20 protein-coding genes and 1 tRNA gene are annotated in these 20704 nt (G+C 69.3%); 1 reads left to right on the top strand and 20 read right to left on the bottom strand.

The genetic code is table 11. From position 1 onward, the window contains the following. The 7 genes from ahbB (QRD43_RS09610) to QRD43_RS09580 form a co-directional block, all read right to left on the bottom strand. On the bottom strand, positions 1–528 hold the full coding sequence (gene ahbB, locus QRD43_RS09610) for a siroheme decarboxylase subunit beta (RefSeq protein ID WP_285982259.1): 528 nt from the start codon (positions 526–528) through the stop codon (positions 1–3). Then, positions 525–1031 carry an AsnC family transcriptional regulator gene (locus tag QRD43_RS09605; protein WP_285982258.1) on the bottom strand — a complete coding sequence of 169 codons (507 nt, stop codon included), beginning with the start codon at positions 1029–1031 and terminating at the stop codon, positions 525–527. The genes ahbB (QRD43_RS09610) and QRD43_RS09605 overlap by 4 nt, the downstream gene beginning before the upstream one ends. After that, positions 1024–2079, bottom strand: a complete 1056-nt coding sequence (gene ahbB / locus QRD43_RS09600) for a siroheme decarboxylase subunit beta (RefSeq protein WP_285982257.1) — start codon at positions 2077–2079, stop codon at positions 1024–1026. Before ahbB (QRD43_RS09600) ends, QRD43_RS09605 begins: the two co-directional genes overlap by 8 nt. Then, positions 2076–3305 carry a cytochrome D1 domain-containing protein gene (locus tag QRD43_RS09595; protein ID WP_434063848.1) on the bottom strand — a complete coding sequence of 410 codons (1230 nt, stop codon included), beginning with the start codon at positions 3303–3305 and terminating at the stop codon, positions 2076–2078. Before QRD43_RS09595 ends, ahbB (QRD43_RS09600) begins: the two co-directional genes overlap by 4 nt. Continuing rightward, positions 3302–3661 (bottom strand): c-type cytochrome, encoded by a 360-nt coding sequence (locus tag QRD43_RS09590; RefSeq protein WP_285982256.1) that lies wholly within the window; start codon positions 3659–3661, stop codon positions 3302–3304. Before QRD43_RS09590 ends, QRD43_RS09595 begins: the two co-directional genes overlap by 4 nt. Before the next feature lie 6 nt (positions 3662–3667). Beyond that, positions 3668–3979 (bottom strand): c-type cytochrome, encoded by a 312-nt coding sequence (locus QRD43_RS09585; RefSeq protein WP_285982255.1) that lies wholly within the window; start codon positions 3977–3979, stop codon positions 3668–3670. Positions 3980–4135: 156 nt separating this feature from the next. Next, on the bottom strand, positions 4136–5869 hold the full coding sequence (locus tag QRD43_RS09580) for a cytochrome D1 domain-containing protein (RefSeq protein ID WP_285982254.1): 1734 nt from the start codon (positions 5867–5869) through the stop codon (positions 4136–4138). A gap of 211 nt (positions 5870–6080) precedes the next feature. Between QRD43_RS09580 and cobA the strand changes: the two genes are divergently transcribed. Next, complete coding sequence (cobA, locus tag QRD43_RS09575) at positions 6081–6914, top strand: uroporphyrinogen-III C-methyltransferase (RefSeq protein WP_285982253.1); 834 nt, start codon at positions 6081–6083, stop codon at positions 6912–6914. Here cobA and QRD43_RS09570 read toward each other — a convergent pair. The 13 genes from QRD43_RS09570 to pheS all read right to left on the bottom strand — a co-directional run bounded on the left by QRD43_RS09570 (position 6899) and on the right by pheS (position 20556). Further along, on the bottom strand, positions 6899–7597 hold the full coding sequence (locus tag QRD43_RS09570; protein WP_285982252.1) for a Crp/Fnr family transcriptional regulator: 699 nt from the start codon (positions 7595–7597) through the stop codon (positions 6899–6901). The genes cobA and QRD43_RS09570 overlap by 16 nt on opposite strands. Before the next feature lie 231 nt (positions 7598–7828). After that, positions 7829–9697, bottom strand: a complete 1869-nt coding sequence (locus QRD43_RS09565; RefSeq protein ID WP_285982251.1) for a nitric oxide reductase activation protein NorD — start codon at positions 9695–9697, stop codon at positions 7829–7831. Further along, on the bottom strand, positions 9697–10770 hold the full coding sequence (locus tag QRD43_RS09560) for a 4Fe-4S binding protein (RefSeq protein WP_285982250.1): 1074 nt from the start codon (positions 10768–10770) through the stop codon (positions 9697–9699). The genes QRD43_RS09565 and QRD43_RS09560 overlap by 1 nt, the downstream gene beginning before the upstream one ends. A 3-nt stretch (positions 10771–10773) precedes the next feature. Next, on the bottom strand, positions 10774–11586 hold the full coding sequence (locus QRD43_RS09555) for a CbbQ/NirQ/NorQ/GpvN family protein (RefSeq protein WP_285982249.1): 813 nt from the start codon (positions 11584–11586) through the stop codon (positions 10774–10776). A gap of 25 nt (positions 11587–11611) precedes the next feature. Then, positions 11612–13063, bottom strand: coding sequence for a cbb3-type cytochrome c oxidase subunit I (locus QRD43_RS09550; protein ID WP_285982248.1), 1452 nt, complete (start codon positions 13061–13063; stop codon positions 11612–11614). Between the two features lie 15 nt (positions 13064–13078). Continuing rightward, positions 13079–13510: a c-type cytochrome gene (locus QRD43_RS09545; RefSeq protein ID WP_285982247.1), complete on the bottom strand. Its 432-nt coding sequence runs from the start codon at positions 13508–13510 to the stop codon at positions 13079–13081. 226 nt (positions 13511–13736) lie between these two features. Next, positions 13737–14141, bottom strand: coding sequence for a 50S ribosome-binding protein YggL (locus tag QRD43_RS09540; RefSeq protein ID WP_285982246.1), 405 nt, complete (start codon positions 14139–14141; stop codon positions 13737–13739). A 47-nt stretch (positions 14142–14188) separates the two neighbouring features. Then, positions 14189–15310: a DUF5694 domain-containing protein gene (locus QRD43_RS09535; RefSeq protein WP_285982245.1), complete on the bottom strand. Its 1122-nt coding sequence runs from the start codon at positions 15308–15310 to the stop codon at positions 14189–14191. Positions 15311–16026: 716 nt separating this feature from the next. Further along, a tRNA-Pro gene (locus QRD43_RS09530) sits at positions 16027–16103 on the bottom strand. Between the two features lie 29 nt (positions 16104–16132). Further along, on the bottom strand, positions 16133–16609 hold the full coding sequence (locus tag QRD43_RS09525) for a MerR family transcriptional regulator (protein WP_285982244.1): 477 nt from the start codon (positions 16607–16609) through the stop codon (positions 16133–16135). Positions 16610–16643: 34 nt separating this feature from the next. Continuing rightward, entirely contained in the window at positions 16644–17012 is a 369-nt protein-coding gene (locus QRD43_RS09520) for an integration host factor subunit alpha (RefSeq protein WP_285982243.1), read from the bottom strand. A 14-nt stretch (positions 17013–17026) separates the two neighbouring features. Further along, positions 17027–19450, bottom strand: coding sequence for a phenylalanine--tRNA ligase subunit beta (gene pheT / locus QRD43_RS09515; protein WP_285982242.1), 2424 nt, complete (start codon positions 19448–19450; stop codon positions 17027–17029). A 62-nt stretch (positions 19451–19512) separates the two neighbouring features. Then, positions 19513–20556: a phenylalanine--tRNA ligase subunit alpha gene (pheS, locus tag QRD43_RS09510; protein ID WP_285982241.1), complete on the bottom strand. Its 1044-nt coding sequence runs from the start codon at positions 20554–20556 to the stop codon at positions 19513–19515. Positions 20557–20704: the final 148 nt, after the last annotated feature.

Below are 20704 nucleotides of genomic sequence, written 5' to 3'. Positions count from 1 at the left end.
TCAGTCCTCCAGGGTTGCTGCCGGACGCGCCGCCAGGCGCAGGCCGGTCTTCTTCAGGATCGCGCTGCTGTAGAGGATGTCGTGAGCGCGGCAGGCGTCGCCCAGCAGCGTGCGGATCTCCTGCGCCTGCGCCTCCACCTCCTCGCGGCTGCGGCCGTGCAGCATGGCGAAGAGGTTGTAGGGCCATTCGGGCCGATGGCGCGGGCGGCGGTAGCAGTGGCTGACGCAGGCCAGGCTGCCGATGCGCTCGCCGATCTCGTCGACCCTCGCATCGTCCACGTCCCACACCGTCATGCCGTTGGCCAGGTAGCCCAGGCGGTAGTGATTGGGCACGGCGCCGATGCGGCGGATCAGGCCGCGGTCCTGCATGTCCTGCATCAGGTGCAGGACCTCGGTCTCGGTGACGCCCAGCAGCGCGCCCAGCGCCTCGTAGGGCTTGGCGACCAGGGGCAGCCCCTGCTGGGTGGCGGCGATGAGGTGGCGCTCCAGCGCGCTGAGCGGCGCGGGGGCCTGCAAGGCGGCAATCATGGACGGGCCTCCATCGTGGCGCGGGCCGGCAGGTGCAGGCCCACGAAGTACTCGCGCTCCTTGGGAAAGGCCCAGACCTTGAGGCCGGTCTCGGCCTCGATGGCGTGGACCACGCGCGTGATGTCCGACGCTTGCTCGGTGGCCAGCACGAACCACATGTTCAGCAGATGCTCGCGGCGGTAGTTGTGGGCGACCTCGGGATGCGCGTTCACCAGGGCCGTGACGGCCTCGTAGCGTTCCAGGGGCACCTGCAGCGCGGCCAGCACGAAACGGCCCCCGGCACGCTCGATCTGGAACAGCGGACCGAAGCGGGTCAGCGTGCCCTCGCCCAGCAGGCGATGCAGGCGCTCGAGCAGCTCGTCCTCGCTGCAGCCCAGCGCCTCGGCCACGGCGGCAAAGGGCCGGGGCACCAGGGGCAGCTCGCCCTGCAGGCGATTGATCAGGGCCGCATCGAGGGCATCAAGGCGCGCCAGGCTGCGGCGCGCGGCGGAAGGCTCATGCATGGGCACACTCCTGGGCCGACGCGCCCGCGGCCCAGGCCGGCAGCGCGTCGACGAAATAGCCCGAGCCGCACTGCTTGAAGCGACGGCGGCTGAACAGCTGGGCCTGGGGGAAGGCATGAAGGCCGGCGGCCTCGCGGGCGGCGACCAGCGCCGCACGCACGGCGTCGCGCTCGCGGCCATGGATCATGCAGAAGAGATTGAAGGGCCAGCCCGGCCCGCGTTCGCGGCGGTAGCACAGGGTGACGCCGGGCTGCTGCGCGAGCACGCGTGCGTGGGCGTCGACCTCGTCGTCCGGCACGTCGAAGACGCACATCGCATTGCTGGCGATGCCCAGCTCATGATGGCGCACGATGACGCCGAAGCGCCGCAGCACGCCCTCGTCCAGCCAGGCCTGGAGCCTGGCAAGCACCTGGGGCTCGCGCCAGCCCAGAGCCTCACCCCACGCCGCGAAAGGACGCGGCCGCAGGGGCAGGCCCTGCTCCAGCAAGGCCGCCAGGGGCCGCTGCCCGGGCTCGATGGCCCGCACCCGCGCCGGCTGGGCGGCGCCCGCCGGCACCGGTGCCGGGCCGCGCGCACGCAGGTCGAAGCCGAGGTTGATGCGGTAAGGCCGGACCATGGGCAGGCGCAGCGCCTGCAGTCCGCAGCGCTGCTCCAGCGCCACCAGGCGCTGTTCAATCCAGTCCCGCGAGGGCCCGGTGATCACGAACCACAGCGAGTACGCATGCTCGCGCTCATAGTTGTGATTGACGCCCGGCACCGCGTTGACCAGGGCCGCCACGGCCTCCAGCCGCGCCGGCGGCACGGCCAGCGCACACAGCAGCCCGGCCCCGCCCGAGCCCGGCGCGAACACGCCGCCCAGCCGCGAGACGGAGCCCTGGCTCACGGCCTGAGCCAGCTGCTCGATCACCACCGCCTCGCTGCAGCCGTAGCGCCGCCCCATGGCCTCGAAGGGCTGGGAGACCAGCGGCAGTCGCTGCTGCCAGTCGTTGAGCAGGGCTTCGCGCAGCGGCACGGGGCCCGCCACAAGGTCGAGGGTCCGTGCGTTCACAGGCCCACCTTGCCGGCCCGGCTCGTGAAGAAGATGCCGCTGGGCGAGGCCGAGTCCAGCGTGGCCAGCGTCTGGAAGCTGGCGGTGTCGATCACGGAGACGCGGTTCGCGTCACGCGAGGAGATCCACACGGCCTCGCCGCGCGGCGTGAACTCCATGTGCAGCACGGCCTTGCCGGGGCTCAGGGTCTGCACGATCTGGCGGGTCTGGGTGTCGATGACCTGCACGCGGTCGTAGTCGGGCACGGCGAAGTTGACCCAGACCTGGCGACCGTCCGGCCGGGCCATCACGAAGACAGGCTGGCCCTGCACCGGGATGCGGCCGACCTCGCGCCAGGTCTCGGTGTCCACCACCAGCACCTCGTGCCGGCCGATGGCGGGCAGGTAGGCGTGGCGGCCGGCCACGGCCCAGCCGCGCAGGTGCGGCATCTTGAAGACGGGCAGCGGCTCCTGGCCACGGCCGTAGCCCCCGAGGATGCGCTCGACGCGCGGCGCCGCGGCCCAGAGGTCGATCTTGGCCAGACCGTCCTCGCCGAAGAGGCCGGCGATGTAGTGGCGGCCGTCGGGCGTCACCAGCGCGTCGTAGGGCTGGCGACCGATGTTGCGGAACTTCTGCAGTTTCGGAACCCGCGGGTCGGCCAGATCGGCGACCCAGATCTCGTCGGCATCGAACAGCGCGTAGATGAAGCGCTGGCCGGGCAGGTCCGCCAGGCCCACCACGCGCGAGAACTTGCCGGGCAGGTACTCGGCGGGAATGTCGGCGAGGGGCTGCAGCGTCTCGGCGTCGAAGACCTTGATGCCACCGGGCTGGTAGTTCTGCGCGACCACGAGACGGCCGTCCTGCGAGATCGCACCGCCGATGGAGTTGCCCGCCTGCTGCACGCGGGCCTCGATGCGGCGTTCGCCCAGGTTCACCTTGCTCAGGGCGCCGTCACGGCCGAAGACGTAGGCATGCAGGCCGTTGCGCGCATAGACGATGGACGCATGGGACAGATCGCCCAGGCCCTCGATGCGGCCCAGCACGCGGCGGCTGCTGGTGTTGACGACCTGCAGGCGCCCGTCGGCGCGCTCGACGACGAGGCCGAGGTCGCCCGTGCCCAGCCAGCGCTCCGCCGGCGCGGCGGGCGAAGCGGTTTGCGGTGCCTGGGCGCAGGCGGCCATCAAGGCCAGCGCCAGCGTGGACGCCAGCCCCCGGAGGCCGGCCAGACCGCGGCGTGTGTGCTTCATGGTTGTCTCCTCGGCAGCGCCTCCGCGGGCGTGCCGGCGCCGATGGGCGCGGGGCTCAGCAGTTGCAGCGCCAGCCAGTCGGCCTCGTCGCTGCTGAGCATGCTTTTCCAGGGCGGCATGGGGGTGCCCGGGCGGCCATGGAAGATGGTGGCACTGAGGCTCTGCCAGGGCTTGCCCTGCAGGGCATCGGCCGTGAGGGCCGGCCCCAGGCCACCGGTGAGGCGCATGCCGTGGCAGGACCCGCAGTCCTGTCGCAGCATGCGCAGCAGCTCGGTCTGCCGCTCCGGCACCGGCGCGGTCCGGCCGCAGACCGGCCAGGCCAGGGCCAGCAGGAGCAGGCAGACCGCGCGGCGCATGGGCGCTCAGCTCTTCAGGATCTGTTCGACGGCGGCCTTCAGGTCGCCATCGCTGATCTTGTCCGGGCCGACGGGGGCCATGGGGATCGGGCCGAAGGTGCCGGCGCCGCCCTTGCGGACCTTCTCCATCAGCTTGGCCGTGACGTCCTGGCCCTTGTACTTGGCCGCGATGTCCTTGAAGGCGGGACCGACCACCTTCTTGTCCTTGCTGTGGCAGGCCATGCAGCCCGCCTTGTTCATGGCCTCGTCCACGTCGGCATGCGCCGAGACGGTCACGAGACCCAGGCCCAGGCTCAGGGTGATCAACAAAGCTTTCATGTGTGCTCCTTGGATCGTTGTCTTGAAGACCGCCCCAGCCTCCGAGCGCGCTGGGGTCAGGTCTTGCAGTTGTCCGGGGCGCCAGGGAAGCGCCGGGCCGACCCGGGCTTCCCTGCCCCCTCGCGGGTCTGGCACTCCGTGCCAGGTCTGGGGGCCTCAGTACACGTCGTGCTGGGTGTTGTAGACGTTGAAGTGCCCCGTCGGGGTGATCAGGCGCGGGTCCTTGATCACGGCCTTGAGCTTCAGCGTCTTGTCATCCACGACCACCAGGGCGGACTGCTTGTCCTTGGCGGACCAGACGGCGAACCACACCTCGTCCCCGGCCTTGTTGAACTCCGGCTGCACGACGCGCTGGGCGCCGCCGTCCGAGATGCCCGCCCATTCGGCGATGGGCAGCACGGTGTAGCCCTTGTCCAGGTTCTTGATGTCGAACACGGCCACGGACTTGGACAGTGCGGGATCCGGGTTCAGCGGCGTGTCCACGTACAGATGCTGGCTCTTCGGGTGGCTCTTCAGGAACAGCGAACCGCCGCCCTGCCCCTTGAGCACGGCCACCTGCTTGAAGGCGTACTGCTTGTGGCCCTTGGGATCGGTGGCGATCAGCGAGATGCTGTCACCGCCCAGGTGGCCGGTGGACCACACGGGGCCGAACTTCGGATGGATGAAGTTGGCGCCACGACCCGGGTGCGGGATCTTGTCCACGTCGATCAGCGCGGCCAGCTTGCCTTCCTTGGCGTCCACCGCGGCAATCTTGTTGCTCTGGTTGGCCGCGACCATGAAGTAGCGCTTGCTGGAGTCCCAGCCACCGTCATGCAGGAAGCGGGCGGTGCCGATCTCGGTGGTCTTGAGCGCGTTGAGGTCGGAGTAGTCGACCATCAGCGTCTTGCCGGTCTCCTTGACGTTCACCACGAACTCGGGCTTGAAGTGTGAGGCCACGATGGAGGCCACGCGCGGCTCGGGGTGGTACTCCTGCTTGTCCACCGTCATGCCGCGGGTGGCGACGATCTTCAGCGGCTCGAGCGTGTCGCCCTTCATGATCACGAACTGGGGCGGCCAGTAGCTGCCGGCGATGGCGAGCTTGTCCTCGTAGCCCTTGTACTTGGAGGTGTCGACCGAACGGGCTTCCAGGCCCACGCGGATCTCGGCCACGTTGTCGGGCTTCTCCATCCACAGGTCGATCATGTTGACCTTGGCATCGCGGCCGATCACGAAGAGGTAGCGGCCCGAGGCGGAGGTGCGCGAGATGTGCACCGCGTAGCCGGTCTTGACGATGTTGATGATCTGCTTCGTGTCGCCGTCGATCAGCGCGACCTCGCCGGTGTCACGCAGCGTGGTCGAGAAGATGTTGTCGATGTTGTAGCTGTTCATCTTCTTGGTCGGCCGCTTCGACGGATCGATCAAGAGCTTCCAGGTGGCCTTCATCTGCTCCATCCCGAACTCGGGCGGGGTGGGAGGGTCCTGCTGGATGTAGCGGGCCATCAGATCGACTTCCTTGTCGTTCATCTCGCCCGAGGTGAGCCAGTTGGGCATGCCCGCGGCCGAGCCGTAGGCGATGAAGACCTTGAGATAGTCGGTGCCCTTGGCCAGCGTGATGTCCGGCGTCAGCGGCTTGCCGGTGGCGCCCTTGCGCAGCACGCCGTGGCAGCCGGCGCAGCGCTCGAAGTAGATCTTGCGACCCTGCTCGAACTCCGCCTGCGTCATGGCGGGGGCCTTGGGGTTGCTGCTCTGGTACATCGGCTCGCTGGCCAGGGGGGACGCGCCCGCCTGGTAGTTCACCTCCGCGGGGGTCACGCTCTTCTTGCCATCCTGGGCCTGGGCATTCAGGCTGGCCAGCAGGGCCACGGCGGCCAGGCTGATCACGGCGAACCGGGGACTTTGCAGTGTCTTCATCACTCCACTCCGACAGGGACGGGGCCCAACAACTAGGCGGGCGGCGCCCCAGAGGCAGCACATCGTCCAGTCATTGCTGGGCTCGGCAGGGGCTGCGTGTGCCTGATTCGAGCGAGGTCATCGTCCCGCCGCGCGCGCCCGGCGTCCTTGAACTGGTTCAAGGACGCCACAAGAGCCCCTTTCCACAATGGGCCCATCCAAGGAGAGCCCCATGAGCCGACTCGACGAGCCGCTGTACTTCTCGAACAGCACTGCCACCCCGGCGGCCTCGCCCGCCCACGTCACGCTGGTCGGTGCCGGCCCCGGCGACCCGGACCTGCTGACGGTCAAGGCCGCACGCGCGCTGGGCCAGGCCACGCTGGTGCTCTACGACCACCTCGTGTCCAAGGACGTGCTCAAGCTGATCCGCGACGACGCGGACTTGATCTATGTCGGCAAGGAAGCCGGCCATCACACGCTCACGCAGGAGGGCATCATCGAGCTGATGATTCGCCTCGCCCGCAGCGGCCGCGCGGTGCTGCGCCTCAAGGGCGGCGACCCCTACATCTTCGGCCGCGGCGGCGAGGAGGCGCAGGCCCTGGCGGAGGCCGGCATTCCCTTCGAGACGATTCCCGGCATCAGTGCGGCGCAGGCGGCCGGCGCGCTGGCGGGCATCCCGCTCACGCACCGGGACCACGCCTGTTCGCTGGTCTTCGCCACGGGCCACCTGCGCGAGGCCGTGGAGGGCGAGCCGCGCTCGGTGGACCTGGACTGGGACATGCTGGCCCGGGCGCGCCAGACCGTGGTGATCTACATGGGACTGGGCAGCCTGCCCATCATCAGCGAGCAGCTCATCCGCCACGGGCTCTCCCCCGACACGCCGGCCGCGCTCATCGAGAAGGCCAGCACGCCCCAGCAGCGCTGCCTGCGCGGCAGCCTGCAGACGCTGCCGATGCTGGCGAAGCTGCACGGCATCAAGCCGCCGGCCCTGCTGATCATCGGCGAGGTGGCCGCCCTGCATGAGCAGCTCAGCCCGGCGATGCGGGCCGCTCACTGCAAGGGATAGGACGCCAGGCTGCGGGTGTTGAGGATGCGGATGTCGCGGCGGTCGATCTGGATCAGGCCCTCCGCCTCCAGCTCGTGCAGCACGCGCGAGAAGTACTCCGGCGTCAGCGACAGGCGCGAGGCGATGGTGGCCTTGCTGACCGGCAGCGAGACGGTCAGGGTGTCGGCCGGCACGCAGTCGTCCTCGTCCTGCTCGCTCAGCAGAAAGCCGATCACGCGCTGGATGCCGCTGTGCAGGCAGTAGGACTCCACATCGCGGATGAGGCCATGCAGGCGGCGTGACACGCCGGCCAGCATGCGCAGCGCGAAGCGGGGCTCGCGGGCGATCTCCTCCATCACCGCTGCCTTGCTGATCGACAGCAGCAGGCACTCCGACAGCGTCTGCGCATTCACGATGTGCGGGCGGTCCGTGAACATGAGCGCCTCGCCGAAGCTGTTGCCGGGGCCGACCAGCTCGATGACCTTCTCCGCGCCGCTCGGCGAGAGGGCGTAGAGCTTGACCTGCCCCGTCACCACGACATGGAAGGCGTCGCAGGCCTGGCCCACGCGGAACACGGTCTCGCCGCGGCCCATGCGGTGCAGCTGGCATCCCTGCTGGGCGAGCGCCTGCAGCTCGGTGGGCTGCATGTCGCCGAACAGCGGCAGCACGGACAGATAGCGAGGAAGATCGAAGGTGGCTGGCATGCGGGCTCCCTGGATGGGCTGGCGACCTGTGAAGGCCTGACGGACGCGATTCTGTGGAGCGCTCCGCCCGCCCATTTGAGGCGGATCAAGTGCGGCCGGCGGCTAGTTCTTCCGAACGATGGGGAGGCTGTCGCTCGCTAGTTCCTCCGATGTACCGCGTTCGTGGCGGCGGCGCGGGCCGGTTCGTCGGCCGCACAAAGCCCTGCAAACCGGGCGGGCGCCGGACGGCGCTCAGGCCGCCAGCCGCGCGTACAGCCGGGGCAGGCTGCGGACGAGCTCCTGCGGGCGCCGCAGATGCACGAAGCCCTGCTGGCCGAACAGGTAGGGCAGGTAGTCGGCCGGCCCTTCGTCGATGCTGATGCACAGGGGGGTCAAGCCGGCCTGGCGCGCGGCCAGCACCGCCTGGCGGGTGTCCTCCAGACCCCAGCGCCCCTCGTAATGATCCAGGTCATTGGGCTTGCCGTCGGTCAGCAGCAGCAGCAGACGCTGGCGCTCCGGCCGCTCGCCCAGGCGATCCGTGGCGTGGCGCAGGGCCGCGCCCATGCGGGTGTAGAAGCCCGGCTTGATCGCCCCCACCCGGTGGCGCGGCTGCGCCCCCCAGCGCTCGTCGAAGGCCTTGAGCTGCTGGATGCGCACCTGCTGGCGCTTGACGGAGGAGAAGCCCAGCATCTCGAAGGGATCGCCCAGGCCGGCGAGCGCCTCGCCGAACACATAGAGCGCATCGCGGATGACGTCGATGACGCGCATCTCGCCCTGCACGCAGGCATCGGTGGACAGGCTCAGGTCGGCCATCAGCAGGCAGGCCAGGCTGCGGTCCTGGCGCTGGGGCTGCTGGAAGACGGGCGGGGACTCCGCCGAGCGGCGCCCGCCCATCAGCCGGGTTTCGCTGGCATGCCGCACCCAGGCGTCGAGGTCCAGCTCGTCGCCCTGGGCCAGGCCCTTCTGCCAGCGCGGCGCGGCGCGCAGCACCTCCAGGCGGCGGCGCATGCGGTGGCCCAGCAGACGCAGGGCCGGTGGCGGCTGCCAGGGGTCAGGTCTTGCCGCGACGAAGCGCTGCAAGCCGCAGTAGTCCTCGCGCAGCACCTGCGCCTTCCAGTCCCACTCGGGCAGGCGCTCAGGCAGGCCCACAGGGGCATCGTCCGCGGCGGCGCTGGGCAGGTCCAGGTCGAAGCGCACCCGCGAGGCCAGGGTCTCGCCGCCCTCGGCCACGTCGAGCTGGTGCATGTCGTTGGCCACGGCGGCGCCATCGCTGTCGGGGTCGTCATCGCCGGCCCGGTTGACCTTGACGAATTCGGACCAGGACAGCACCGACTCCGCGCGGAACATCAGGATCAGGCCCTGCTTGCTGCTGCTGTCCTCGTTGCGACGGGCACTGCGGCGCTGGCGGTCCTGGGCGGCCTTGCTGCCGGCGGTGGGCGCGGCGCCTTCCTTGCGGGCGGCCATGGGCGCCATCGCGGGCGCCGGCTGCAGCCACAGCCACACGGCGGCCAGGGTCTCGGGATGCAGCGAATGTGCAGCGGCGGGCAGGCCTTCCAGCCGGCCTCGGGCCTGCAGGGCCTGGCGCAGCAGGCGCTCCGGGGCCGCCTCGGCGCCGAGGGTCTCGGGATCGGGGCGCTGGCGCAGATGAGCCTCCAGCAGGCGATCCTGAAGGTCCGCGAGGCCGGGGAAGCGCGCCAGGGCCCGCGACGTGGCCTGCACATTGGCGGTGACCCAGCCGCCCTCCCCTGCCCCGCCGGATCCGGAGGATTCGCCGGCGCTCCAGCAGGCAGACAGGGCCGCCAGCCAGAGATAGAGCCCGCGGTTCAGGGCCGGGTCGTCGAACACATCCAGCCGCGCCGGCAGGGCCAGCACCTCGGGCCCCAACTGGGCCTGGGCCGCACGCTGCTCGCTGCCGGCCAGGCGCTGCAGCCAGCCGCGCGGGCCGCCATGGCGCAGGGCCTGGGCTTCGGCCAGGCGCAAGGCATGCGAGCCGCCGCCGGCGCGGAACAGCAGGCCCAGGGCGCGCTGCACCTGCGCCAGCTCCACGGCGGCCTCCGGATGGCCTTGCTCGGCGGCGCGGGTCACCCAGCGGTGCCAGGTCTTGCCAACCCACTCTTCCATCAGGCGGCCTCCCGGTCCGGGCGGGCGTCATTGGTGGCGGGAACGCCGGTCTCGCGGCCTGCGGGCGGGTCACCGGGAGGCGCCAGCGGCTGGGCCTCCAGCTTTTTCTGGCGCAGGGTCTCGCGCACCGCCTCGATGCCCACCTGCCATTCCAGCAGCGGGGCCTTGTCACGCCGGCCTTGGGAGTTCTCGCAGGCGTCCAGGCACTGGCCGCACTGCACGCAGGAGAACATCATGCGCTTGATGTTGCGCGGGTTCAGGCGCATGGGGCAGGCGGTGTCGCAGGCCGAGCCGGCCAGGCCGGGACTGATGTCGCAGGACTTGCAGTCCCGGGCCTGCTCGCGCTTGAAGGCCACCACCATGCCGCGCGGATTGGCCATCCACATGAGACTCTGGAACAGACCCACGGCGCAGCCGAAGCGGCAGAACAGGTGCCGGGCGAAGGCGAACTCGGCGGTGAAGACCAGCGTGCCGATGCCGATGAAGCGGGCCTGGTTGGGCGTCAGCGTGCCGTTCCACAGGTCGCTCCACAGCGCCCGCGGGGGCAGCAGATAGCTGGCCAGGGTGATGGCCCACACAAAGCCCAGCAGTGCGCAGGCCAGGCCGAACACGGGCCACCAGCGGCTGTCCGGGCTGCGGCCGGCACGCTTCACGGGTAGGCGGTCCCACAGCGAGAGCTTGCCGATGGCGCGGTGCAGCAGGTCGTTGAGCAGCTCCACGATGGAGAAGTGCGGGCACAGCCAGCCGCAGTAGAGCCGGCCGTAGCGCCAGGCCACGAACAGGAAGCCGCCCACCACGAGCACGAGGGGCAGCAGCGCCTTCAGCAGCAGGTTCAGCGCGGCGTCGGCACCGCTGGCGCGGCCGTGCTGGACGGCGTCCAGGCCGAGATGCCAGGGCTGGCCGAGGAGCCACAGCTGCGTCTCGTGGAGGTCAAAGCGCAGCAGGTCCAGCAGCGGCGCCGAGACGAACAGAAGAAAGAAGCCCAACTGCAGGCTGCGGCGCAGGCGCTGCGAGGGCGCCGAGCGGCCGCTGCCGCCCACGGGCTTCAGCAGGGCAGAGGGAGGGCCGCCCATGTGTCAGAGCACCGCGCTCACCACCTCGGCCAGGGCGGCGGCCGTGTCGGCCTCGTCCGTCAGCGCGTCCACGATGGCGGCCTGGACGGCCAGGTGCAGCGGCAGGCCGGCAACGGCCAGGCGGGCGGCGGCCACCAGCAGGCGGGTGCTGACCGTCTCCTCGAGGTCATGCTCGCCCAGGCGTCGCAAGGCGGCGGCCAGGCGCACCAGCTGCTGGGACAGCCGTTCGTCGCAGGCCGATTCGGTCTGCACGATGCGCTGTTCCACCTCCGGCGCCGGATAGCCCATCTGCAGCGCAACGAAGCGCTGCCGCGTGCTCGGCTTGAGGCTCTTGAGCAGGTTCTGATAGCCGGGGTTGTAGGAGATCACCAGCATGAAGCCGGGCGCCGCGGCGATCTGCTCACCGGTGCGCTCGATGGGCAGCATGCGGCGGTCGTCCGCCAGCGGGTGCAGCACGACCGTGGTGTCGCGACGCGCCTCCACCACCTCGTCGAGGTAGCAGAGGGCGCCCTGGCGCACGGCCCGCGTCAGCGGCCCGTCGCTCCAGACGGTGGCGCCGTCCTGGATCAGGAAGCGGCCCACCAGGTCGGCGGCCGTGAGGTCGTCATGGCAGCTGACCGTGATGAGGGGGCGGCCCAGGCGGGCCGCCATGTGCTCGACGAAGCGGGTCTTGCCACAGCCCGTCGGCCCCTTGATGAGCAAGGGCAGGCGCTGGGCATGCGCGTGAGCGAAGACCCGGCATTCCTCTCCCTGCTCCGCATAGAAAGGCAGCTCGCCTGGCCCCAGCTGGGCGGCGGGTACCTGGAGTCTGTCCACCGGGTCCTCCTCGTTCACGGGTCAATCACAGATCACGCACGCGTTGGGCGGGCTGGGCACGCAGCAGGCCACCGCCACGGGCGTCGGCATCCGCCTGCGTCACCGGCTCGCCGCCGATGAAGAAGCTCGCCAGATAGGTCACCAGCCCCAGCAGGAAGCCCACGCCACCGGCCAGGCGCACCCAGTAGAAGAAGCGCAGCTGGTCCTGGGTGGCCATGAAGCTCATGGCGCCCTCGGTGGGCATGCGCTGCAGCCAGACCTGCAGGATGCCGGCGCCGGTCAGGGCCAGCACCATCACGCCCATCGAGACGGTCATGATCCAGAAGCTCCACATCTCGGTGCTCTGCGCACGCTGGCTGTTGGCGATGCGGCCGCGCAGGAGGGGCATGGCATAGCTGATCAGCGTGATCACCACCAGCACATAGGCCCCGTAGAAGGCCAGATGGCCGTGGGCCGCGGTGACCTGGGTGCCGTGGGTGTAGTAGTTCACCGGCGACAGCGTGTGGATGAAGCCCCACAGGCCGGCACCGAGGAAGCCCATGACCGAGGTGCCCACCGCCCACAGCACGGCGGCCTGGTTCGGGTGTTCACGGCGGCGACGCTGCACCATGTTGAAGGCGAAGACCGTCATCATGAAGAAGGGGATGGGCTCCAGCGCCGAGAAGATGCTGCCGATCCACGTCCAGTAGCCGGGCAGGCCGATGAAGTAGAAGTGGTGGCCGGTGCCCAGGATGCCCGTCATCAGCGCGAAGGCGATGATCACGTACAGCCACTTGTCGATCACCTCGCGGTCCACGCCGGTCGTCTTGATCAGCACGAAGGCCAGCAGCGAACCGAGGATCAGCTCCCAGACGCCTTCCACCCAGAGGTGGACGACGAACCACCAGTACATCTTGTCGCGCACCAGGTTGTGCGGATTGACGAAGCTGAACAGGAACATCAGCGCCAGGCCCCACAGCCCCATCAGCAGGACCAGGGAGATGGCCGTCTTGCGGCCCTTCAGCACGGTCATGCTGATGTTGTAGAGGAAGCCGAGGGCGACGATCACGATGCCGACCTTGGTGGGCAGCGGCTGCTCCAGGAACTCGCGCCCCATGGTCTGCAGCAGGTCATTGCCGGTCAGCTCCGCGAGCTTGGCATACGGCACGGCGAGATAGCCCACGATGGTGAGCGCGCCCGCCACGAGGAAGATCCAGAACAGCGCCAGCGCCAGCTTGGGGCTGTGCAGCTCGGTCTCGGACTCCTCCGGCACCATGTAGTAGGCCGCCCCCATGAAGCCGAACAGCAGCCACACGATCAGCAGGTTCGTGTGAACCATGCGGGCCTGGTTGAAGGGGATGTAGGGGAACAGGAAGTCCCCGACGAGGTACTGCAGCCCGAGGCCCAGCCCGAAGAGGATCTGGCCCGTGAACAGCAGCAGTGCGGCAATGAAGTAGTACTTCGCCACCGCCTGGGTCTTGTACTTGAGAGTGATCATGATGGGTGTGCCTCCTCAGCCTTCGATGTTGGGGGGCCACTGCTCGGTGTTGATCTCGCCGGTCCACTTGAGGAACTCGACCAGGTCATTGAGCTGCTGCTCGTCCAGGTTGAACTGGGGCATCTGGCGGCGGCCCTCGGCGTGGGTGGGCTGGGCCTTCATCCAGGCCTTGATGAAATCGCCGCCGCGGCGCTTGTAGACATTGCCCAGCTCCGGCGCGAAGTAGGCGCCCTCGCCCAGCAGCGTGTGGCAGCCGATGCAGTTGCGCGTCTCCCAGATCTTCTTGCCCGCCACGACGGCCGGGGTGATGGCCTGGGCGTTGGAGCGCTGCGGGATGCGCTGCTCGGTGTGGAACACGATGGCCGCGAACAGGAGGGCGAAGAAGACGGATCCGCCCCAGAACATGTTTCGTGCCATCTGCTTGGTGAAACCGCTGCCCTGACTCATGGGGCCTCCTTGCGTGGTTCAAACAGATGGCCGCAAGACTAGGGGTGCAGAAGGCAAGAATCCTTGAACCGGTTCAAGAACCGGGAAAGTCCGAAAGATATAAACAAAATATAGCTATTGACAAAGAAAAAAGCCGCCCCGAAGGACGGCTCGCTGCGGCAGCGGAGCGGCTCGACGCCGGCGACGGCCCTCGCGCGGCGCTCGGGCTGCCGCGTCCGGACCCGGCTCAGACGTCGGTCAGCTGCAGCTCTTCGTCGCGCGGATACCAGGCATCCACCCAGCCACTGACGCGCACCTGCGCCACGGCCGGGCAAGCCTTGAGCCAGGCGGCGGCAGCGTCGCGCTGGGCGTCGGTGACGGAACCGCGGCCCAGCGTGCCGACGAAGCCGTCGGTCTCGGACAGGGGCACCCAGCCGCCCAGGCCACCGATCTGAAGGCCCAGTGCCGCCAGTGCCGGATAGACGGCGTCACAGAAGGCATCCAGGGCGGCGTCATCCAGGGCGGACTTGAACTTCAGCTCGACCCAGAAGCCCAGCTCCTGGAACTCGCCGACGTACAGCTTCTTGCGCTGGCGGCGGTTGAGACGGGCCAGGCGGCGCCTGGACAGCGAGGGGACGGTGTGTTGAGTCATGGGCCGCATTCTACGGACCCGTCGCCGCGCCCCTGCGCCACGCGACCTCAGTCCTTCAGCACGGCCATCGGATTCACCAGGCGCACATCGTGCATCTGCTGGAGATAGGCCTCGTAGTAGCCCTTGTGCGAGGCCCCGACCAGGGTCAGCAGACGCGTCCCCGGCTGCTGCGCCAGGACCTCGCGGATATTGGCCACCATGCGCAGATTTCGCGTCTCCCAGGCGCCGACATAGGCGCGACCGTAGCCCTGCGGCGACGGCTCGGCCAGGGCGGCGCCGAAATCGGAGCGGTAGACCAGCGCGGGCATGCCGGGCGCATTGCAGTCCTGGTAGAGCGCCAGCACGCCGCCGGCCTGGGCCAGGCCCTCACGCAGGGCCTGGTCCCGTGTCCTGCGGGTTCGTGCCGCCTCGTTGTCCCAGGCCTGCCGGATGGCGGCCTCCTGGGCCTGCGTGTCGGCCGGGTCGGGAAGGTCCGACGTATGGTCGTCCACGCTGTACACGCGCTGCAGGCCCATCTCGACGGCCAGCGGCGCGGCGATCCAACTGTCCTCGCTCGCCCGCCCGCGCAGGCGCTCGAGGCGCGCCACCAGGGCGTCATTGAGCCCCTCCCCCGCCCGACGCTCGCCCGCCGGCAGATACAGCCACTGCACCAGCGCCGAAATGGACTCGCCGCCGGCCAGGAACACGGCGGCCAGGCGCCGGCGCTGCGCGGGCGTGGGCTGGGCCGGCCAGGCAGCCAGCAGCCGCCCGGCCTCCTCGTTGGCCTGCACGACATCGAGCCCCGTCAACTGGGCCGCCTGCGTCACGTCCGGACAGTAGGACTTCACCGTGTCGGCATAGCGGGCCGGCTGACGGCGCAGGCTGTCGCACTGCAGGCCGGACAGCCGCTCCACCGCGATCAGCTGCGGGCGCCATTGCCGCAGGCGCGCCAACAGGGGCGCGAGCTGCTCCTGGCGCAGCTGCCCCTCGAACTCGGCCAGATGCGGCGTGCCCAGCACCAGCACCTGGTTGGGCGCACCCGCCGGCGTCCCCGGGTGCTGCCCGGGCTGGAAGGCCGGCACGTAGCCCGTCGCCGGTCCGGCGTCGGGCGCGGCGGCCTGCGCGTGGATCGGTGCGGCGTTGAGGGCTGCCACCAGGGCCAGCAGCACGGGAAGGGTTCGAAAGTTCATGGGTTTCATGTCGGCGACCTCTTGGCGTCATCTGGTGAATTCCGCAGCCACGGCAGGCATGCGGACCGGCCGGGGACGTCCTGCAGCGAGACGGCGAAGGGCAGCCAGCGCTCGTTGCACGGACGGCATGGTGCCGGCCAGGCGAGGCCTCGACACGCGACTTCAGACGAACTGCACCAGCCGACGGTTCAGTCGCAGCGGTGGCGGCTGAAGCGGCGAAGGTGGCGAAGGTGGCGGATGTGGTCCAAGCAGCCGCCCCGCGTGGCACTCATCGCACCGGGCGGCGGGCGAGGGCGCCCGGCGGCCCAATCAGGCTCGGTCGGTGGCCGCTCGCGAGGGTCAGGTCTTGCCTTCCGGCAGGCAGCGCCGCGTGCCTTGCCCAAGAACGCCCGTCGGAGCAGGCCACCGACGGTGCCCCTGCACGCGCTCGCGTCCGTTCGCATGTGCCCGTGCGGGTTCGCGCTGGCTCATCCTGGTTCGCGCTGGTTCGCGCTGGTTCGCGCTGGCTCATGCGGGTTCGTGCTCGTCCGTCCCCTGCCAGCTCGTGTCCCCCGACACCGCCGGCCCGCATCCAGATCCAGCACCGACCGACGCCAGGCCCAAGCAGTGGCAAGGCCCGAGCAAAACAAGATCCGAGCAGAACAAGACCCAAGCAGTGACCGGGCCCAGACAGCAAAAAGCCCGGTACTTTTCAGTACCGGGCTCGTGCTTATCTTTGGTCGGGGTGGCGGGATTCGAACTCGCGACCCCTTGCACCCCATGCAAGTGCGCTACCAGGCTGCGCTACACCCCGACGAAGAAGAAAGATTATAGAACGATTTTTTAGAGTTGTGCAAGTAGTGTCGAACGAATTGCCAATAATTCTTCGCGCACCTGCTCCAGACTCAGTTTTTCCACGCTGACGCTCAGACGGGCGGACTCGTGCTTGTCGGCGGCCATGGCCATCGCCTGGCTGTGCGAGGCCTCGAGGGCGTGCAGTTCCTCGGCCAGGGCCTCGGCCGCCACGGCCTCCTCATGGAAGCTCGCTGCCGTCTCCGGGCGAGCCAGACCATCGGCCAGCTGGTTGCGAGCCCCGCTGATGGTGAAGCCCTGGTCATAGAGCAGGTCACGGATCCGGCGGATCAGCAGCACCTCGTGATGCTGGTAGTAGCGCCGATTGCCGCGCCGCTTCATGGGCTTGAGCTGCGTGAACTCCTGCTCCCAGTAGCGCAGCACATAGGGCTTCACGCCGCACAGCTCGCTCACCTCACCGATGGTGAAGTAGCGTTTGGCGGGAATGGCGGGAAGCGCTTTGTCCATTGAAATCAAGGGCTTCAGGTGGGGAGGTCAGACTCTACTCGAAGTCCTCGTCGCCGGGAACATCCCCCTGCACCACCCCCTTGAGTTTGTGGCTCGCGTGGAAGGTCACGACATTGCGTGCCTTGATGGGGATGGACTCGCCCGTACGCGGGTTGCGACCCGGGCGCGGCGCCTTGCGACGGATGTTGAAGTTGCCGAAGCCCGAGAGCTTCACTTCACGCCCTTGCACCAGGCTGTCATGGATGATGTCGAAGAAGGCCTCGACCATGTCCTTGGACTCGCGCTTGTTCAGGCCCAGCTTGTCGAACAGCAGTTCGGCCAGCTCCGCCTTGGTCAGCGTGGGCGTCTCCAGGCTGGGCAGCAGCACCGGGCCACCCGCTGGTTTCATCTCGTCCGTGCTCATGCGAAAGCTCCTCCTCAGGCACGCAGACGCGCGCCCAGCTTCTCACCCAGGGCCGCCAGCACCGTGACCACGGCCTGTTCGATGCGCTCGTCCGTCAGCGTGGCTTCTTCGTCCAGCAGTTCCAGACGGATCGCCATGCTGCGCTCGCCTTCCTTCAGGTCGCCGCTGGGCTGCGCCGGCTTGAAGATGTCGAAAAGACGCGCCGAGCGTACCAGGGCATCTCCGGCCGTGCCGATGGTTTGCATCAAGGATTCATGCGTGACAGCTTCCGAGACGATCACGGCAATGTCACGCAGCACGGCCTGCTGGCGAGGCACGCCCTGCCCCACCGGCAGCGTGCGGGCGAGGACGGCGTCCAGCTCGAGCTCGAACAGGACGGGTGCGCCGGCGCCCTGGGGCAACTCATAGGCCTGGCGCCACTTCGGGTGCAGCTCGCCGACCACGCCGATCGGCTGGCCGTCGAGCTCCACGCGCGCGCTGCGGCCCGGGTGCAGCGCGGGGTGCTCGGCCGCGACGAAACGCAGCTGGCGCGGTGCGAACAGGGCCTCGAGATCGCCCTTCACGTCGAAGAAGTCGACGGCGCGGTCACGCTGGCTCCATTGCGGCTGATCGGCCGGGCCGAAGGCCAGGCCCCCCAGGCGCATGGGCTGGGCGATGCCGGCCACACTCGACGCGCCCGTCTGCACCGCGGCATCACGCAGGAACACTCGGCCGATCTCGAACACGCGCACGCGGCTCGCCTTGCGGGCCAGGTTGTGGCGCAGCACGTTGAGCAGGCTGCCCATCAGGCTGGTGCGCATCACCGAGAGCTGGCTGGTGATGGGATTCAGCAGGCGGATGGGGTGCTCCTGCCCCGCCAGCTCACGCTCCCAGCGTTCCTCGACGAAGCTGAAGTTGATGGTCTCGAAGTAGTCGCGTGCCGCCACGGCGTGGCGCAGGGCGTGCACGCCACGGCGCGATTCCGAGCGGGTCTTGGCCACGACGGGTGCCAGCGGCGGCGTCGACGGCAGCTGGCCGTAGCCCATCACCCGGATGACTTCCTCGATGAGGTCTTCCTCGATGGCGATGTCGAAGCGCCAGCTCGGCGGCGTGACGGTCAGCGTGCCCTCGCCTTCGGTGAAGGGCAGGCCCAGGCGGCGGAACACGCCGGCGCAGTCCGCCTGCGTGACCGGCATGCCGATCACCTTGGCGGCACGCGCCACGCGCAGGGTCACGGGCTTGGGCGCGGGCATGTTGACGCGCTGGTCCACCAGCGGGCCGGCCTCGCCGCCGCAGATCTCGAGCACCAGCTGCGTGATGCGCTCGATGTGCTCGGCGATGCTTTCGGGATCGACGCCACGCTCGAAGCGATGGCCGGCGTCGGTGCTGAAGTTGTAGCGGCGGCCGCGGCCCATGACGGCCTCGGGCCACCAGAAGGCGGCCTCGATGTAGACGTTGCGGGTGTCGTCGGAGACGGCCGTGTGGTCGCCGCCCATGATGCCGGCGAGCGACTCGACGCGGCTGGCGTCCGCGATCACGCCGACCTTCTCGTCCAGCGCCACGGTGTTGCCGTTCAGCAGCTTGAGCTGCTCGCCGGGCTGGGCCCAGCGCACGATGAGCTCGCGGTCGATCTTGTCGAGGTCGAAGATGTGCGAGGGGCGGCCCAGCTCGAACATCACGTAGTTGGAGATGTCCACCAGGGCCGACACCGAGCGCTGGCCGCAGCGGGCCAGGCGCTGGACCATCCAGTCCGGCGTCTTCGCCTTGTGGTCGACGTTGCGGACCACGCGGCCGGCAAAGCGGCCGCAGAGGTCCGGCGCCTCGACGCGCACCGGCACGGTCTGGTCGACGACCGGCTTCACCGGCGTGATGGCCGGCAGGGTGAGCGGCGCGCCGGTCAGCGCGGCCACCTCGCGGGCCACGCCCAGCACCGACAGGCCGTGGCCCAGGTTGGGCGTGAGCTTCAGCGTGAAGAGCGTGTCATCCAGGTTCAGGTACTGGCGGATATTCTGGCCGACCGGCGCGTCCAGCGGCAGTTCGAGGAGACCCCCGTGCTCATCGCTCAGCTGGAGCTCGCGGGCGGAGCACAGCATGCCGAAGCTCTCGACGCCGCGCAGCTTGCCGACCTTGATCAGGAAGGGCTTGCCGTCCTCGCCCGGGGGCAGCTCGGCACCCACGGTGGCCAGCGGCACCTTGATGCCGACGCGGGCGTTGGGCGCGCCGCAGACGATCTGCAGGGGCTCCGCGCCCCCAGCGTTGACCTTGCAGACCCGCAGCTTGTCGGCGTTGGGGTGCTGCTCGGCCTCCAGGATCTCGGCGACAACGATGCCGCTGAACGGCGGCGCCGCCGGGCTCAGCTCCTCGACTTCCATGCCGGACATGGTCAGCAGCGACGCCAGCTCTTGGGTGTTCAGGGACGGATTGCAGAAGGCCCGCAGCCAGGACTCAGGGAATTGCATGGGATTCTCGTCAGCGTGTTCGGTGGTGTTCTTGCGATGCTTGCGGTCGGGGCAAGGCGGGCTTACTTGAACTGGCTCAGGAAGCGCAGGTCGCCCTCGAAGAACAGGCGCAGGTCATTCACGCCGTAGCGCAGCATGGCCAGGCGGTCGATGCCGGAGCCGAAGGCGAAGCCGATGTAGCGCTCCGGGTCCAGGCCCATGTTGCGGATCACCTGCGGATGGACCTGGCCGGCGCCGGAGACCTCCAGCCAGCGCCCCTTGAGCGGGCCGGTCTCGAACATGATGTCGATCTCGGCGCTGGGCTCGGTGAAGGGGAAGTAGCTCGGGCGGAAGCGCAGCTGCAGGGCATCGGTCTCGAAGAAGGCCGTGATGAAGTTCAGGTAGACCGACTTCAGGTCCTTGAAGCTGATGTTCTCGCCGACCCACAGGCCCTCGACCTGGTGGAACATGGGCGAGTGCGTGGCGTCGCTGTCCACGCGGTAGGTGCGGCCCGGGGCGATCACGCGGATTTCCGGCATGGTGTCCTGGCCGGCATAGCGCTTGGCATGGGCCTGCGCATAGCGGATCTGCATGGGGCTGGTGTGCGGGCGCAGGTTGAACCAGCGGCCGCCTTCGTCCTTCATGTCCACGTAGAACGTGTCCTGCATGGAACGGGCCGGATGGTTCTCGGGGTTGTTCAGCGAGGAGAAGCTGAACCAGTCCGTCTCGATTTCCGGGCCGTCGGCCACGTCGAAGCCCATGGAACCGAAGATGGCCTCGATGCGCTCCATCGCCCGGGTGATCGGGTGCAGGCCGCCGGTGCCGCGCTGGCGGCCGGGCAGCGTCACGTCGAGCGCTTCGGCCTTGAGCTGCTTCTCGAGCTCGGCGTCCGCGAGGGCCTGGCGGCGCGCGTTCAGCGCGGCCTCGATGCCCTGCTTGAGCTGGTTGATCTCCGCGCCACGGGTCTTCTTCTCCTCGACCGGCAGCGCGGCCAGGCCCTTCATCAGCTCGGTCACCTGGCCGGACTTGCCCAGGAATCGCGCCTTGGCGTTCTCCAGGTCGGCAGGGGTGGAAGCCTGGGCAAATTCAGCCTGGGCGCTTTGCAGCAATTGGGCGAGGTCGTTCATCGCGGCGGCGGACTCGTATTCGTTGGCGGGGGCGGGAAGCCCCTGGATCGTCGGGCGCGAACCCGGCGGGGGTGTCGGTCCTGCAGGGCCTCGGCGGCGGGCCGGCGGCGCGTCAGGGCAGCGACTCTGGGCAAACAGAAAAATGAGA

It is taken from the genome of Roseateles subflavus (assembly GCF_030285365.1).
Taxonomy (GTDB): Bacteria; Pseudomonadota; Gammaproteobacteria; order Burkholderiales; family Burkholderiaceae_C; genus Roseateles_B; species Roseateles_B subflavus.
This window is presented reverse-complemented; position numbering and strand designations above follow the sequence as displayed.

Bases quoted from the DNA above. Each gene is read 5' to 3' on its own strand.
- ahbB (WP_285982259.1), bottom strand. From the start codon at position 528: ATGATTGCCGCCTTGCAGGCCCCCGCGCCGCTCAGCGCGCTGGAGCGC.
- QRD43_RS09605 (WP_285982258.1), bottom strand. From the start codon at position 1,031: ATGCATGAGCCTTCCGCCGCGCGCCGCAGCCTGGCGCGCCTTGATGCC.
- QRD43_RS09595 (WP_434063848.1), bottom strand. From the start codon at position 3,305: ATGAAGCACACACGCCGCGGTCTGGCCGGCCTCCGGGGGCTGGCGTCC.
- QRD43_RS09590 (WP_285982256.1), bottom strand. From the start codon at position 3,661: ATGCGCCGCGCGGTCTGCCTGCTCCTGCTGGCCCTGGCCTGGCCGGTC.
- QRD43_RS09585 (WP_285982255.1), bottom strand. From the start codon at position 3,979: ATGAAAGCTTTGTTGATCACCCTGAGCCTGGGCCTGGGTCTCGTGACC.
- QRD43_RS09580 (WP_285982254.1), bottom strand. From the start codon at position 5,869: ATGAAGACACTGCAAAGTCCCCGGTTCGCCGTGATCAGCCTGGCCGCC.
- cobA (WP_285982253.1), top strand. From the start codon at position 6,081: ATGAGCCGACTCGACGAGCCGCTGTACTTCTCGAACAGCACTGCCACC.
- QRD43_RS09570 (WP_285982252.1), bottom strand. From the start codon at position 7,597: ATGCCAGCCACCTTCGATCTTCCTCGCTATCTGTCCGTGCTGCCGCTG.
- QRD43_RS09565 (WP_285982251.1), bottom strand. From the start codon at position 9,697: ATGGAAGAGTGGGTTGGCAAGACCTGGCACCGCTGGGTGACCCGCGCC.
- QRD43_RS09560 (WP_285982250.1), bottom strand. From the start codon at position 10,770: ATGGGCGGCCCTCCCTCTGCCCTGCTGAAGCCCGTGGGCGGCAGCGGC.
- QRD43_RS09550 (WP_285982248.1), bottom strand. From the start codon at position 13,063: ATGATCACTCTCAAGTACAAGACCCAGGCGGTGGCGAAGTACTACTTC.
- QRD43_RS09545 (WP_285982247.1), bottom strand. From the start codon at position 13,510: ATGAGTCAGGGCAGCGGTTTCACCAAGCAGATGGCACGAAACATGTTC.
- QRD43_RS09540 (WP_285982246.1), bottom strand. From the start codon at position 14,141: ATGACTCAACACACCGTCCCCTCGCTGTCCAGGCGCCGCCTGGCCCGT.
- QRD43_RS09535 (WP_285982245.1), bottom strand. From the start codon at position 15,310: ATGAACTTTCGAACCCTTCCCGTGCTGCTGGCCCTGGTGGCAGCCCTC.
- QRD43_RS09525 (WP_285982244.1), bottom strand. From the start codon at position 16,609: ATGGACAAAGCGCTTCCCGCCATTCCCGCCAAACGCTACTTCACCATC.
- QRD43_RS09520 (WP_285982243.1), bottom strand. From the start codon at position 17,012: ATGAGCACGGACGAGATGAAACCAGCGGGTGGCCCGGTGCTGCTGCCC.
- pheT (WP_285982242.1), bottom strand. From the start codon at position 19,450: ATGCAATTCCCTGAGTCCTGGCTGCGGGCCTTCTGCAATCCGTCCCTG.
- pheS (WP_285982241.1), bottom strand. From the start codon at position 20,556: ATGAACGACCTCGCCCAATTGCTGCAAAGCGCCCAGGCTGAATTTGCC.